The 15,314-nt window shown below is 65.7% G+C and carries 10 protein-coding genes and 1 tRNA gene; 9 read left to right on the top strand and 2 right to left on the bottom strand.

Annotated features, from left to right (window positions below; translation table 11 throughout):
• The first annotated feature begins 38 nt into the window (after positions 1-38).
• Positions 39-497: a MarR family winged helix-turn-helix transcriptional regulator gene (locus BLT71_RS13205; RefSeq protein ID WP_015937461.1), complete on the top strand. Its 459-nt coding sequence runs from the start codon at positions 39-41 to the stop codon at positions 495-497.
• Positions 498-702: 205 nt separating this feature from the next.
• Here BLT71_RS13205 and BLT71_RS13200 read toward each other — a convergent pair.
• A tRNA-Lys gene (locus BLT71_RS13200) sits at positions 703-778 on the bottom strand.
• 302 nt (positions 779-1,080) lie between these two features.
• The gene (locus tag BLT71_RS13195; protein ID WP_091721018.1) at positions 1,081-2,292 is read right to left on the bottom strand and encodes a sunset domain-containing protein; all 1,212 of its coding nucleotides are present in this window, start codon (positions 2,290-2,292) and stop codon (positions 1,081-1,083) included.
• Between the two features lie 244 nt (positions 2,293-2,536).
• Between BLT71_RS13195 and ilvD the strand changes: the two genes are divergently transcribed.
• From ilvD to metG, 8 genes are all read left to right on the top strand, one after another.
• Positions 2,537-4,255, top strand: a complete 1,719-nt coding sequence (gene ilvD / locus BLT71_RS13190) for a dihydroxy-acid dehydratase (RefSeq protein ID WP_056085264.1) — start codon at positions 2,537-2,539, stop codon at positions 4,253-4,255.
• 373 nt (positions 4,256-4,628) lie between these two features.
• The gene (locus BLT71_RS13185; protein WP_091721016.1) at positions 4,629-6,536 is read left to right on the top strand and encodes an acetolactate synthase large subunit; all 1,908 of its coding nucleotides are present in this window, start codon (positions 4,629-4,631) and stop codon (positions 6,534-6,536) included.
• A gap of 2 nt (positions 6,537-6,538) precedes the next feature.
• On the top strand, positions 6,539-7,051 hold the full coding sequence (ilvN, locus tag BLT71_RS13180) for an acetolactate synthase small subunit (RefSeq protein WP_056085269.1): 513 nt from the start codon (positions 6,539-6,541) through the stop codon (positions 7,049-7,051).
• Between the two features lie 85 nt (positions 7,052-7,136).
• Positions 7,137-8,162, top strand: a complete 1,026-nt coding sequence (ilvC, locus tag BLT71_RS13175; protein WP_056085271.1) for a ketol-acid reductoisomerase — start codon at positions 7,137-7,139, stop codon at positions 8,160-8,162.
• A gap of 145 nt (positions 8,163-8,307) precedes the next feature.
• Positions 8,308-9,897 (top strand): phosphoglycerate dehydrogenase, encoded by a 1,590-nt coding sequence (gene serA, locus BLT71_RS13170; RefSeq protein WP_056085272.1) that lies wholly within the window; start codon positions 8,308-8,310, stop codon positions 9,895-9,897.
• A 229-nt stretch (positions 9,898-10,126) separates the two neighbouring features.
• Entirely contained in the window at positions 10,127-12,922 is a 2,796-nt protein-coding gene (locus BLT71_RS13165) for an ABC transporter permease (RefSeq protein WP_091721013.1), read from the top strand.
• Positions 12,919-13,674, top strand: coding sequence for an ABC transporter ATP-binding protein (locus BLT71_RS13160; RefSeq protein ID WP_091721010.1), 756 nt, complete (start codon positions 12,919-12,921; stop codon positions 13,672-13,674). Before BLT71_RS13165 ends, BLT71_RS13160 begins: the two co-directional genes overlap by 4 nt.
• A gap of 34 nt (positions 13,675-13,708) precedes the next feature.
• Positions 13,709-15,268 carry a methionine--tRNA ligase gene (metG, locus tag BLT71_RS13155; protein WP_091721008.1) on the top strand — a complete coding sequence of 520 codons (1,560 nt, stop codon included), beginning with the start codon at positions 13,709-13,711 and terminating at the stop codon, positions 15,266-15,268.
• Positions 15,269-15,314: the final 46 nt, after the last annotated feature.

Here is a 15,314-nt window from a genome sequence, read left to right as displayed (position 1 = left end):
CTAATCAGCATTTGGCTATACTTGCTGCTATGCCTGATATGGATCACTGGCCCACGGGGCGCCTATTGTCCACTGCCGCACGCCTCGTCGAACACTCGTGGAACGAAAAACTCGGCGCCATCGGCCTGACCCACGCCGGCGTTATCGCCATTGAGGTCCTTGCCGCGCAGGGGCCCATGACCCAGGCGCAACTGGCCCAATACGTGCGTGTCCAGGCCCAAACCATGGGTAAGACCCTCAGCCGGCTTGAGACGCACGGCCACATTGCCCGCGTCCGCAGTACGTCGGACCGCCGCAGCCACGTGGTCTCCCTCACCGAGAGGGGCAAGGAAGCGGTGGCCGAGGCTGTTGAAATGGAGCGTTCGGTGCTGGCGTCCTCGTCCATCGACCCCGAACTCCTGAGGCAGGAGCTCAAATCCGTGGTCCGGGAACTGGCCAGCCAGTTCGCCACCACCCCGGGCAACGCCGCCGCCCTGGTGGACAACCCTTCAAGCTGAACGCGCCACCCCAAACGCACTCTTTCCACAGACAACGTGGCCCGGACTCCCAGGCCACGTTTTTTGTGCTCCCAGAATGCCTCTTTTGCGGGAGGAGTCCGCGTTCGTCCCTGCGTGCCGGGGATGCGTGATGGGCCAAAGAATGCAGAATAAAACAAAACAGCCCCTGGCTTGCGTTTCCGCGAGCCAGAGGCTGTTTTCCCAGTGGTGCACCCCCCGGGACTTGAACCCGGAACCCATTGATTAAGAGTCAATTGCTCTGCCAATTGAGCTAGAGGTGCATCTTGTTTGTTTCAATCTCCCGGGCTTTTTCTTTCCCGTTGATCTCCGCAACGACATGAAACTCTACACGAACTTTTGGTGCATGTGAAATCGGCCCGTCCGGGAGCTCCATGGGGAGGGTCTTCGGGTGCAGGAGCCGCGGAAACTCAAGGATTTTGGGCTCTTGCTGTTGGCGGCAAGGGTGTGGAAAGTGACCCGCGGAAGGCGCTCCGGCCGCCCGGCCCCGCTGTGAGTTGGGACACAGGGGTGCGGGCGGGATCTGCGGGGTTTGCTGACACCTGCCGCCTCTGCCGGCTCCGCCTCAGAGGCGCCTGCGGCGGGGAGCCCGGAAGCCGGCGGCTTCGGCGTGGGCGGCGGATTCAAACCAGACGTCGGCACGTGTCCCGTCGTAGTCCGGGTGGCCCTCTTCGTAATAGACCATTGAGCCGGCATCGCCCTTGACCGTGTACTCCGCGGGGCCGCTGCCGTCCGCACCGGCGCCTGCGGATCCTGCTCCGTACGGTTCCTCTGCCGCAAGGTGCCCCTGTGGTTCCGGGGCTCCCTGCGGGGGAGCGGACGGCGGTGCCTGCAAGTGGTCTGCACCGTTCTCGGCCAGGTCAGATGACTGGGTGCGGTCCGTGGCCTCCGCGGCAGCGAAGTCAGCAGCGGCGGGTTCCGCAGCTGGGGCAGCAACGGCGTCGCCGGCGGTGCTGCCCGTACCGCTGTCCGGTGAGCCCGGCGCAGTCGCTGCGCCCATACCGACGGGGACGTCGGCGCCGGGGGAGTAGCTTCTGTCCGCTCCGGTCCGGGCGGCAGCCGACGGGCCGGCGTCGTCCTCTTCCACCGCCGCTGTCTCAGCGCCGGGAAGGGTCGGTGCGTGGGACTCTGTGTATTCCGCGTGGTGAACCGGCTGGGCGGCCTGCACCGAGGCCTGTTCCGCCGCGGGTACGGCGTGGCGTGCTGACTCCGGGGTACCCGAACCGCCAGCCTCGGACCACTGCGTCTCCCATTCCGCCTGGTCCTGGCGGGTCCGCTCGTCCCGGGGGTTTTCCGGGTGGGCCTCAGCCATCGAAGCCGATTCCGCGTCGGTGGCTTCCAGGGGCGACGCCCCAGCGCCATCCGCTACCGCTTCCGTATCGGATGGGCTGGAGTTGTCCCGGCCGGCCCCTGCGTGGTCAGCAGTTGCCATGTGACCGCCGTCTGACTGGGTCGTAGCTCCTGCGGACGCTACTGCGGAGTCGGCAGGCTCGTCGGCGGCTGAGGGCGCCGCGGGCTCGGCGGGACGCCCGAAGCCGGCAGCGGAGGCAAGCCCGGCTGTTCCCGCTGCTTCGGCCGATGCCGCGGCGCTGCCGCCGGAAAGGGCCCCATCCGCCCGACGGTCTGCCGGGGAACCCGGGGGCCGTGTCGCGGCGGGCCGGGTGTTCCCGGCAGGGCCAGCGGCACCGGCGTCCTTGTTGCGGTTGTTGCGGCTGACCAGCCACCACACCACGCCGATGACAATGACTGCTACCACGATCCACATGACGACATCCATGGCATTCCCTTCACTTTGGCTTACAACGCGTTCTGCCCCGACGCTACGTCGGGTCACCATGGCTGTCTAGGTTTGCCGGCAATGGCGCGCGGGGGAATCCCTTGGCTGGCCAGGGCCGGGGCGCGGGCTTATGGAGTTGCCACGCTGCGTCGTGGGAGGCCGCCGGCGGGAGGCAGGTCCAGCGATCCGGTTTTAACCGCCCCTTCAGTCCGTTTGGCACTACGGGGGTCATAGACTTTCCCTCATGACCGAGAGCCAGATCGAAACCGAGAGCAAGCCTGACATCAAGCCCCGCAGCCGGGTGGTTACCGACGGCATCCACGCCGCACCGGCCCGCGGCATGTTCCGTGCGGTCGGCATGGGCGACGACGACTTCGCGAAGCCCCAAGTGGGCGTCGCGAGTTCGTGGAACGAAATCACTCCCTGCAACCTTTCCCTGAACCGGCTGGCCCAGGGTGCCAAGGAGGGCGTCCACGCCGGCGGCGGCTTCCCCATGCAGTTCGGCACCATCTCCGTGTCCGACGGCATCTCCATGGGCCACGAGGGCATGCACTTCTCCCTGGTTTCCCGCGAAGTCATCGCTGATTCCGTCGAGACCGTCATGCAGGCCGAGCGGATTGACGGTTCGGTGCTGCTGGCCGGCTGTGACAAGTCCCTCCCCGGCATGCTCATGGCCGCAGCACGCCTGGACCTGGCCAGCGTGTTCCTCTATGCCGGCTCCATCATGCCGGGCTGGGTGAAGCTGGAAGACGGTTCCGAAAAGGAAGTCACCCTCATTGACGCCTTCGAAGCCGTGGGTGCCTGCGCCGCGGGCAAGATGAGCATGGAAGACCTGACCCGTATTGAAAAGGCCATCTGCCCGGGCGAAGGCGCCTGCGGCGGCATGTACACGGCCAACACCATGGCCTGTATCGGTGAGGCCATGGGCATGTCCCTGCCCGGCTCTGCCGCCCCGCCCTCGGCAGACCGCCGTCGTGATGAATTCGCCCGCAAGTCCGGCGAAGCGGTGGTCAACCTGCTCCGCCTGGGCATCACCGCCCGCGACATCATGACCAAGAAGGCCTTCGAAAACGCCATCGCCGTCACCATGGCGTTCGGCGGGTCCACCAACGCGGTCCTGCACCTGCTGGCCATCGCCCGCGAAGCCGAGGTTGAGCTGACCCTCGACGACTTCAACCGCATCGGCGACAGGATTCCGCACCTTGGCGACCTCAAACCGTTCGGCCGTTACGTCATGACCGACGTCGACAAGATCGGCGGCGTTCCCGTCATCATGAAAGCACTGCTGGACGCCGGCCTGCTGCATGGCGACTGCCTCACCGTCACCGGCAAAACCGTGGCAGAGAATCTCGCCGCGATCAACCCGCCGGACGTCGACGGCAAGATCCTGCGCGCGCTGGACAACCCGATCCACAAGACCGGCGGCATCACCATCCTGCATGGCAGCATGGCTCCGGAAGGCGCCGTGGTCAAGAGTGCAGGCTTCGACGCCGACGTCTTCGAAGGGACCGCCCGCGTGTTCGACCGCGAGCAGGGTGCCCTGCAGGCGCTGGACAAGGGCGAAATCCATGCCGGCGACGTCGTGGTCATCCGCTACGAGGGCCCCAAGGGCGGCCCGGGTATGCGGGAGATGCTCGCCATCACCGGCGCCATCAAGGGTGCGGGGCTGGGCAAGGACGTCCTGCTGCTGACAGACGGCAGGTTCTCCGGCGGTACTACCGGATTGTGCATCGGCCACGTCGCGCCGGAAGCGGTCGACGGCGGTCCTATCGCCTTTGTCAGGGACGGTGACCGGATCCGCGTGGACATCGCAGCGCGCAGCTTCGACCTGCTGGTGGATGACGCTGACCTTGAAGCCCGCAAGGCTGGCTGGGAGCCGCTGCCGGCCCGCTACACCAAGGGCGTCCTGGCCAAGTACGCCAAACTGGTGCACAGCGCCAGCACTGGTGCGTACTGCGGCTAACCGGCTCCGGCAGCCCAACCGCGCCGTCCGCGGTTGAGCTGAGGCCACACGCACCCTGACCGCTGGCGAGGTTGGGGTGCGGGTGGCGAAACCTTTGGTCCCCATGCCATATGATCAAGGGGTGGACATTGGAGTCCACATGGTGAGATGGGATTGTCCCGCGTTGACACCCGTCACACCAGAGGGAAAACTGAACGCATGACTTTCGTTACCAACTGCGCAGTTGCAGTCGTCGTCCTTACCAAGCGCGTGGCTCACTAGCCCCGGCAACGAACTGTCACGCGCAAACCCCTCGAAGAGCCAGCACGGCTTGAGGGGTTTTTTTATTCCCCCGCAGTTTCACCGTTATTGATGATCCACAAGGAAGAGTCCGATGAGCAAAGGATCGCCGATCAGCCCCTCGCTGATGGCTGCCAAGTCCCCTGGAGCCCCCAAGGCTCCGGAACGTGCCGACCGGACGGCTGAGCATGCCGCCGTCGTCGCTGACCTCGCTGCTGTCTCTCCTGTCCTTGGGCCGAACAACGTTGTACCCCCAACGGTGATGACCGGCTCGCAAGCTATTGTCCGCTCGCTCGAAGAACTCGGCGTCGACGATATTTTCGGTTTGCCTGGTGGCGCGATCCTGCCCACCTACGACCCCTTGATGGCCTCCACCATGAACCACGTGCTGGTCCGTCACGAACAGGGAGCCGGCCACGCCGCGCAAGGCTACGCCATGGTGACGGGACGGGTGGGCGTGTGCATCGCCACCTCCGGCCCCGGCGCCACCAACCTCGTTACCGCCATCATGGATGCCCACATGGACTCCGTGCCCCTGGTGGCCATCACCGGCCAGGTGTCCAGCGGTGTCATTGGCACTGACGCCTTCCAGGAAGCGGACATCGTGGGCATCACCATGCCCATCACCAAGCACTCCTTCCTGGTCACCGACCCCAACGACATCCCGCATGTCATGGCGGAAGCTTTCCACCTGGCCTCCACCGGCCGTCCGGGCCCCGTCCTCGTGGACGTTGCCAAGGACGCACAGGTGGGCCAGATGACCTTCTCCTGGCCGCCCCGCATTGACCTGCCCGGATACCGGCCTGTCACCCGCGGCCACAACAAGCAGGTACGCGAGGCGGCAAAGCTCATCGCGGCGGCCACCAAGCCGGTCCTCTACGTTGGCGGCGGTGTGGTCAAGGCCCACGCCAGCGCCGAGCTGCGGGCGCTGGCCGAAGCCACCGGTGCGCCGGTGGTGACCACCCTGATGGCCAAGGGTGCGTTCCCGGACTCGCACCCGCAGCACGTCGGCATGCCCGGCATGCACGGCACTGTCTCGGCGGTGACCGCCCTGCAGCAGTCGGACCTGCTGATCACTTTGGGCGCCCGCTTTGATGACCGCGTCACCGGTGTCCTCAAGACGTTTGCGCCGCACGCCAAAGTGATCCATGCAGACATCGACCCCGCGGAAATCTCCAAGAACCGCACCGCGGACGTTCCGATCGTGGGCTCGGTCAAGGAGATCATTCCCGAATTGACCGAGGCCGTGCGGGCCCAGTTCGAGGCCGCCGGAACCCCGGACCTCACCACCTGGTGGGCTTTCCTGAACAACCTCAAGGAAACCTACCCGCTGGGCTTTACCGAACCCGAGGACGGGCTCACCGCACCGCAGAAGGTCATCGAACGCATCGGCGCCCTCACGGGCCCCGAAGGCATCTACGTGGCGGGCGTGGGCCAGCACCAGATGTGGGCCGCGCAGTTCATCAAGTACGAGCGCCCGCACGCCTGGCTGAACTCGGGCGGCGCCGGAACCATGGGCTACGCCGTGCCGGCAGCCATGGGCGCCAAGGTGGGGGAGCCGGACCGCGTGGTCTGGGCCATCGACGGCGACGGCTGCTTCCAGATGACCAACCAGGAACTGGCCACCTGCGCCATCAACAAGATCCCCATCAAGGTTGCCGTCATCAACAACTCCTCGCTGGGCATGGTGCGGCAGTGGCAGACCCTCTTCTACGAAGGCCGATACTCCAACACCGACCTCAACACCGGCCACGACACCGTCCGTATCCCGGACTTCGTCAAGCTGGGGGAGGCCTACGGCTGCGCTTCCTTCCGCTGCGAACGCGACGAGGACATCGACGCCACCATCCAGAAGGCCCTCGAAATCAACGACCGCCCCGTGGTGATCGACTTCGTGGTGAGCCCCAACTCAATGGTGTGGCCGATGGTGCCCGCCGGCGTGAGCAACGACCAGATCCAGGTTGCCCGCAACATGACCCCGGACTGGGAAGAGGAAGACTGACCATGAGCCGCCATACACTTTCCGTCCTGGTTGAAGACAAACCCGGCGTCCTCACCCGCGTGGCAAGCCTCTTTGCCCGCCGGGCCTTCAACATCAACTCCCTGGCCGTTGGCCCCACCGAAGTCACGGGCATTTCCCGGATGACAGTGGTGGTCGACGCCGATGGTGAGCTCATCGAGCAGGTCACCAAGCAGCTCAACAAGCTGGTGAACGTGATCAAGATCGTTGAACTGACCTCCGAATCTTCCGTACAGCGCGACCACATCCTGGTCAAAGTACGTGCGGATGCCGCAACACGCCTGCAGGTGACCCAGGCTGCAGACCTGTTCCGCGCCTCGGTGGTCGACGTGTCCACAGACTCCGTCGTCATCGAGGCCACCGGCCATCCCGAAAAGCTCACGGCACTGCTGTCAGTGCTGGAGCCCTTCGGCATCCGCGAAATTGTGCAGTCCGGCACCCTGGCCGTTGGACGGGGATCCCGCTCCATGAGTGACCGGGCACTGCGCTCCGCCTAGGCAGTACGCCACGGCGGGACGTTTGCCCGTAACCGCAGCACCGCAAGACCACCATGTACAAAACCACTCAAGAGGAGTTACGCAAGTGACTGAAATGTTCTACGACGACGACGCCGACCTGTCGATCATCCAGGGCCGCAAAGTTGCCATCGTTGGCTACGGCTCGCAGGGCCACGCCCACGCACTGAACCTTCGCGATTCCGGCGTCGAGGTTGTCATCGCCCTGAAGGACGGCTCCAAGTCAGCCGCCAAGGCCGAGGACGCCGGCTTCACGGTCAAGAACGTTGCCGACGCCGCCGAATGGGCCGACGTCATCATGATCCTGGCGCCGGACCAGTACCAGCGCTCGATCTACAACGACTCCATCAAGGACAAGCTGACCCCCGGCAAGGCACTGGCCTTCGCCCACGGCTTCAACATCCGCTTCGGCTACATCCAGGCGCCCGAGGGCGTTGACGTCATCCTGGTTGCCCCGAAGGCTCCCGGCCACACCGTCCGCCGCGAATTCGAAGCCGGCCGCGGCATCCCCGACATCATCGCCGTGGAGCAGGACGCTTCCGGCTCCGCCTGGGACCTGGCGAAGTCCTACGCCAAGGCCATCGGCGGCACCCGCGCCGGCGTCATCAAGACCACCTTCACCGAAGAGACCGAAACGGACCTCTTCGGCGAGCAGTCCGTCCTGTGCGGCGGCGTGTCCCAGCTGATCCAGTACGGCTTCGAAACCCTGACCGAAGCCGGCTACCAGCCGCAGATCGCCTACTTCGAGGTGCTGCACGAGCTCAAGCTCATCGTGGACCTCATGTGGGAAGGCGGCATCGCCAAGCAGCGCTGGAGCGTCTCCGACACCGCGGAATACGGCGACTACGTCTCCGGCCCGCGCGTCATCACCCCCGAGGTGAAGGAGAACATGAAGGCAGTCCTGGCTGACATCCAGTCCGGCGCCTTTGCCAAGCGGTTCATCGAGGACCAGGACAACGGCGGCGTTGAGTTCAAGGAACTGCGTGCCAAGGCAGAGCAGCACCCCATCGAAGAGGTTGGCCGCGAACTGCGCTCCCTCTTCTCCTGGCAGCAGCAGGACGCGGACTACGTCGAAGGTTCCGCAGCCCGCTAAGGCCACCGCGCGCCGCCAGGCGAACGCGCGACAGCCAGCTAAAGTGCCGCGATGAGGCCGGGTTCACACTTAACAATGTGAGCCCGGCCTTTCCGTCGGCCTAGACTTGTTCCCATCCCCAGGACTGCAACGCAGAGGATCAGCCGTGTCAAAACCCGTAGTACTGCTCGCCGAAGAACTTTCTCCCGCTACCGTCGAGGCCCTTGGCCCGGACTTTGAGATCCGCCAGGCCGACGGCGCTGACCGTTCCCAGCTGCTCTCGGCGATTGGCGATGTTGACGCCATCCTGGTCCGTTCCGCAACGCAGGTGGATGCCGAAGCCATCGCAGCGGCGAAGAACCTCAAGGTCATCGCCCGCGCCGGAGTGGGGCTCGACAACGTGGACATCAAAGCCGCCACCCAGGCCGGCGTCATGGTGGTCAATGCCCCCACGTCCAACATCGTCTCCGCGGCCGAACTCACGGTGGGCCACATCCTCAGCCTTGCCCGCCACATCCCGCAGGCCAGCGCCGCCCTCAAGGACGGCGAATGGAAGCGGTCCAAGTACACCGGTATCGAGCTCTTCGAAAAGAAGATCGGCATCATCGGCCTCGGCCGCATCGGCGCCCTCGTGGCAGCCCGCCTGAAGGGCTTCGACACCAAGATCCTTGCGTACGACCCCTACATCACCTCGGCCCGCGCAGCCCAGCTCGGCGTCCAGCTGGTCACCCTGGACGAGCTGCTCGCCCAGTCCGACTTCATCACCATCCACATGCCGAAGACCCCGGAAACCGTGGGCATGCTCGGAGCGGATGCCTTCAAGAAGATGAAGAACACCGCCTACGTCATCAACGTCGCCCGCGGCGGCCTGGTGGACGAAGAGGCCCTGTTCACGGCCCTGCAGGACGGCGACATCGCCGGTGCCGGCGTCGACGTCTTCTCCAAGGAGCCGAGCACGGACCTTCCGTTCTTCAAGCTCGACAACGTCGTGGTCACCCCGCACCTTGGGGCTTCCACCGATGAGGCCCAGGAAAAGGCCGGCGTGTCCGTTGCCAAGTCTGTCCGCCTGGCCCTGGCCGGCGAACTGGTTCCGGATGCAGTCAACGTGGCCGGCGGTGTCATCGCCCCCGACGTGCGCCCCGGCATCCCGCTCATCGAGAAGCTGGGCCGCATCTTCACGGCACTGACCCACGACTCGCTGACGCAGTTCGACATTGAGGTTGCCGGCGAAATCTCCTCGCTGGACGTCAAGGTCCTGGAACTGGCTGCATTGAAGGGTATTTTCGCCGACGTTGTCACCGAGCAGGTTTCCTACGTCAACGCCCCGGTGATTGCCGAACAGCGCGGCATCAACGTCCGCCTGATCACCACCCCGGATACCGAGTCCTACCGCAACGTACTGACCCTGCGCGGCGCCCTGAGCGATGGCAGCCAGATCTCCGTGGCCGGCACCCTGACCGGTCCCAAGCAGGTCCAGAAGCTGGTGGGCATCAACGGCTTCGAGGTGGAAATCCCCATCAGCGAACACCTCGTGGTGGTGGCTTACGCCGACCGTCCCGGCGTCATCGGCACCATCGGCCACATCCTGGGCATGAACAACATCAACATCGCCGGCATGCAGGTGGCCCGCCACGACGAAGGCGGACAGGTGCTGGCGCTGCTGACCATCGACAGCTCTGTGCCGCAGCAGGTCCTGGACGCCATCAAGGCCGGCATCGGCGCCGAGATGGTCCGCGAAGTGGACCTGGAAGACTAACCAGTCCGCCCGGCCGCACGAAACGCCGAACGACACGTCTCCGCTCGGCGCGTCCCGGCGCGGCCACGTATGATTGGCCGGTCTGCTTAATATGGCCTGGTCCCGTTTCGGGACCGGTCCGGCAGGCCGGCCAATACTTTTTGCACATCCGTCCGTAATCGTCCATGTCCGCTGCCGCCACGTGGTCGACACGGGTGTGCGCCACGCAATCCAGGTCTCAGGGAGTTCAATGAACGCCGTCCAGAGGTTCATCAGGAGCAAAGTGCTGCTGTTGACCGCGGCCATCCTGATCGCAGCCATGTGCTTGTCGGTCCTCGTCCAAAGCCAGTCACAGGCTGCACTCAACAGGACCGTGGATGAGAATTCACGCGGCCTGTACGACGTGCTGGTCCAGGCCAAGGCTCCTGCCGGAGCCCTGCTCCAGCCCGAGATCGCCAACGGCACCGGCGGCATCAGCTTCGAGCAGCTGGATTCGATCCGGAAGCTCTCCGGAACGTCGGTGGCTGCCCCCATCAGCCTCGTGTCCCGCGTGACGCAGAACCTCGAAGCGCCCCGGCTGGACGCCATGGACTACCTCGGCTACAACGCCGGCCTCGCCGGAACGGCAACGGCTGACCAGGCCGCTGGAGCCACGTCCCCGGACCAGTGGCCCGCCGCCGAATCCGTGCTGGGCGACAAAGCCAAGAAGTACCGCCTGACCGCCAGCGCAGTCAGCTCGGACGGCGTTTCCGAACAGACACTGTTCAAGTCCACCGCCGAGGGAACCCTGGGCAAGGCCAAGCTCGTCGAGGAAAAGGCCGCTGGAGGCAGCAGCATCCGCATCGCTGCGCCAGCGGGCGAAACCGGCATCAAGTTCCCGTCTCCGGCCGGCGGTTCCGAGCACAACCTGTTCAACCTTTCCGTCTCCCTGCCGCTCGCGCCCGAGGTGACGGAATCCGTGGTGGCCGTTGACCCCGCATCGGAGCGCGACCTCCTCGGCACTGCCGGGGACTTCCTGGCCCCGCTCGAAAAAGCGCCGCCTGCCGACGCACGCAACGCCGGCGCCGTCGGCCGGTACCTCGAAGGCCTTTTCACCAATGGCATCGGCCTCGATGAACTCAAGGACGGGCCTGACTTCCTCGGCGTGAAGCTCAAGTACTGGGCACCGCTGATGACCCAGTACCAGCAGGCCAAGCGCACCGGCCAGCTGACGACCGATTCCCAGGCCATCCCCCTCGTGGTCCGCTCCGGCACCTCCCTTGACCTGAAGTACAACGTCAAGATCGAAGAGATCGACGACTCCGGCAAGGTCATCAACGAGGTGGGCACCGCCACCCGCTCGCTCGACAAGGACTACCTTCCCTTCGTCTCGAAGGACCCCTTCGCGCTGTCCTGGCCCGGCTCGACCGACCACACGTCGCTGCTGGGCGCCAACGGAAACTTCAACCAGGGCCTCTACACGCCCGCAAAATGGAGCACCGACTTCGCGGCAGCTCCCAAGTACACCGACGCCGGCACAGCGGCCAACGGTGCCGTGGACAAGAACGCCGTCCCCGGTGAATGGGTAACCGTCAACCGCCTGCCCGAAAAGAGCGCCAACGGCGCCCCGGTGGACCAGACCCAGCGCGAGCCCGTGGACGAGCGCTCCTACCGGGACAACCTGTCCACCGGACAGAAGCAGGCCTCCCCGCTGGCCATGGTGTACGGCACCTTCGACCCCGCCGCAGTGGCCGAGGCATCCGGCGACGTCAACAAGCTGCCCCTGGGCGGCTACGACCCCACGCCGTTCACGATGGTCAAGGACGCCGAAGGCAAGGATGTTCCGGCCACGGAGCTTCAGCCGTCCCTCAGCGCCACCGGACTGGCCAGCCAGTCCGCGGGCGCCATCACGGACTACTACGGCCTGGCCGCGGCCCGCGGCTACACCAACAACGCCAACGTCATCGACGCCATCCGGGTCCGCGCCAAGGCGCCGGGCAGCTGGAAGGAAGCACAGCCCGACGTCGAAAAGCTCGCCGCGGAGATCCGCGACATGGGACTGGAAGCCACCATCGTGGCAGGTTCAGCCCGTGAAGACGCCAGCATCTTTGTACCCGGCTACTCCAAGGACGACGCCGGCAAGGAATCGCCGCTGGGCACCGTGCAGCAGTCCTGGGTCCGGCAGAACGCCGCCGACGCCGTCACCGGTTCGCTGTCCGGAACCAACGTCACCCTGCTCTTCCTGACCCTCTGCGGTGCCGCCCTGCTCACCGGGGCATCGACCGTCAGCTACATCCGTAAACGTCGCAGCGAGGCAGGGACCCTGCGCGCCATGGGCTGGACCCAGCGGCGGATCCGCAGCTGGGTACTCGAGGAATTCGGCGTCGGCGCGGTCCTGCTGGCCGTGGCAGGCATCGTCTTGAGCCTCATCAGCTGGAGCCTGTCCACCGCGCTGGTGTGCGCCGCAGTCCTGGTGCTCTACGCCGCCGCGGCACTGTTTGCCGCACAGCAGCTCAGGCACCGCGACGTCATCGACCAGGAACCGCAGCACGACGAACGGCTGATCCCGGTGGACTCGCCGCTGACCTTCGCCAACCGCCAGCTGGGCACCAATAAGTTCAACACCCTGTCCCTGGCCGTGGCAGTGGGTGTCTTCGGCGCCGCCGTGGGCGGACTGATTGCACTGCTCATCGACATTCCCCGCGCTGCCGGCGCCAGCGCGCTGAGCGGGCTTGCCGCAGCCAGCGTGGCGCTGCCCAGCATCCTGCTGGCCATCGCCGGCGTGGCAGTGGGCCTCATCCTCACCCTGGTCACCGGCAGGTTCGAACTGAACGCCAAGCGCCAGTACCTGGGCATCCTCGAGGCCATGGGCTGGAACCCCGACATGCTGCGTCAGGTCCGCCTGTTCGAAAACGCGCTGGTGGGAACCGTCGCCCTGCCCCTGGGCGTGCTGGGCGCCCTCGGCATCGGCCTCCTCCTGGCCCCCTACGCCGCGCTGTGGGCAGGCGTTGCCGGCCTCGTGGCAGTACTTTGCTGGATTCCAATTGCAACGAAAGTGGTCCAATGACAAACCCGACGAATGTCCAGCGGAGCCGCAGGGGCGGCTCCGGCGAGGTTCCCCTGCAGACCCGCGCCAACACCATCGTCAAGGCGGCTGACCACGCCACCCCGCTGGAGCTGAGTGACATCACCATCCGCTATGGCGGCGGCAAGGGCGGAGCCGAAGCCGTCAGCGTCGTGGAGGGCTTCGACCTGACGCTGCACGCAGGCGAGATGCACTGCGTCGCCGGCCGAAGCGGCTCGGGCAAGACCAGCATCCTCACGGTCGGCGCGGGACTGACCCTGCCGACGTCGGGACGCGTCTTCTGGGAAGGCGATTCCCTTGAAAGCATGGGCGACGACGAAATTGCCGACCGCCGTCGCGCGCTGATCGGCTACGTGGACCAGGGCGGTGCCCTGATTGACGGCATGAGCGCCCTGGAAAACGTCCTCCTGCCCGCCGTCCCCGACGGCGAGGTGGACCAGCGCCGCGACATGGCCAAGGACCTCCTGGACCTGGTGGGCCTGGGCCGGCGCATGCGGCACCGGCCCGCGCAGCTTTCCGGCGGTGAGCGGCAGCGCGTCGCCATCGCCCGCGCCCTGATCCTGGGCACCCGCGTCCTGGTGGTGGATGAGCCCACCGCCAGCCTGGACCGCGCCTCCGCCAACCGCATCATCAGCATCCTCAAGGACACCACCTCAGACGGCATCGCCGTCCTGGTGGCGTCACACGACCACGAACTGGTCCGGCTGAGCGATAGCCTGACTGAACTGATCTAGCCCGTCCCTCCGCATCGAAGGTAACTGTCCGCACGTGACTGCTTCAGAGAAAACGCCGTTCTACATCACCACGGCCATCACCTACCCCAACGGCGTGCCGCACATCGGCCACGCCTACGAGTACATCGCCACCGACGCCATGGCGCGCTTCAAGCGGCTGGACGGCTACGACGTGATGTTCCTGACGGGCACGGACGAGCACGGGATGAAGATCGCCCAGACTGCCGAAAAGGAAGGCATCACTCCCAAGGAGCTGGTGGACCGGAACGCGGAAGTCTATAAGGCGGCGCACGAAGCCCTCGGCATCACGTACGACCGCTTCATCCGCACCACGGACGAGGACCACTACGCAGCGTCTCAGGCCATCTGGAAAAAGATGGAAGCCAACGGCGACATTTACCTCGACAAGTACGAGGGCTGGTACTCCGTCCGTGACGAAGCGTTTTACGGCGAGGATGAGACAGTCGTGAAGGACGACGGCGTGCGCTACTCGAAAGAGACGGACACCGAGGTGACGTGGACGGCCGAGGAGAGCTACTTCTTCCGGCTGTCGGCGTACCAGGACAAGCTGCTGGCCCTCTACGAAGCGCAGCCGGAGTTCGGTGCCCCGCAGTCCCGGTTCAACGAAGTGATCAGCTTCGTCAAGCGCGGCCTTGAGGACCTGTCCATCAGCCGCACCACCTTCGACTGGGGCGTCCCGGTGCCGGGCAACAGCAACCACGTCATGTACGTGTGGGTGGATGCGCTGACCAACTACCTCACCGGTGTGGGCTACCCGGACGTGGACTCGGAGAAGTTCCGCCGGTTCTGGCCGGCCGATGTCCATGTGATCGGCAAGGACATCTCCCGGTTCCACGCCATCTACTGGCCCGCGTTCCTCCTTAGTGCCGGCCTGGAACTGCCCAAGCGCGTCATGATCCACGGCTTCCTGCACAACAACGGCGTCAAAATGTCCAAGTCGCTGGGCAACGTGGTGGCACCGGCCGATTTCGTGGAGCAGTACGGCCTGGACCAGGTGCGGTTCTTCTTCCTCCGCGAGGTGCCGTTCGGAGCTGACGGCAGCTACAACCATGAGGCCATCGTGGGCCGGATGAACTCGGACCTGGCGAACAACTTCGGCAACCTGGCGCAACGTTCCCTGTCCATGGTGGCCAAGAACTGCGGGGGAGCCGTTCCCACCCCGGGCGCTTTCGCGGATGCTGACACCGCCATCCTGGAACAGGCCGGTGCCTTGCTGGACACAGCGCGTGCGGCCTTCGACAAGCAGGAGTTCAGCCGCGCCCTCGAGGCCATTTGGGCGGTCCTTGGCGACACGAACGCCTACTTCGCCGAACAGGCGCCCTGGGTGTTGCGGAAGACCGACGTCGAACGCATGAACACCGTCCTCTACGTCACCCTGGAGGTGCTGCGCATCGTGGCAATCCTCGCCCAGCCGGTGATGCCGGGTTCGACGGCGCGGCTGCTTGACGCCCTCGGCCAGCCGGAAGGGGACGCACGCCAGTTCGCAGCAGTCCCCACGCGCATCGCCGCCGGGACGCCGCTGCCTGCGCCGGCGCCGGTGTTCCCCAAGTACGAGGAACCGGCAGAGGCCTAGCCGGTTCACGAAAGGGCAGGAGCCGCGGGATTTCCGCGGCTCCTGC

The organism is Pseudarthrobacter equi, from assembly GCF_900105535.1.
GTDB lineage: Bacteria > Actinomycetota > Actinomycetes > Actinomycetales > Micrococcaceae > Arthrobacter > Arthrobacter equi.
This window is presented reverse-complemented; position numbering and strand designations above follow the sequence as displayed.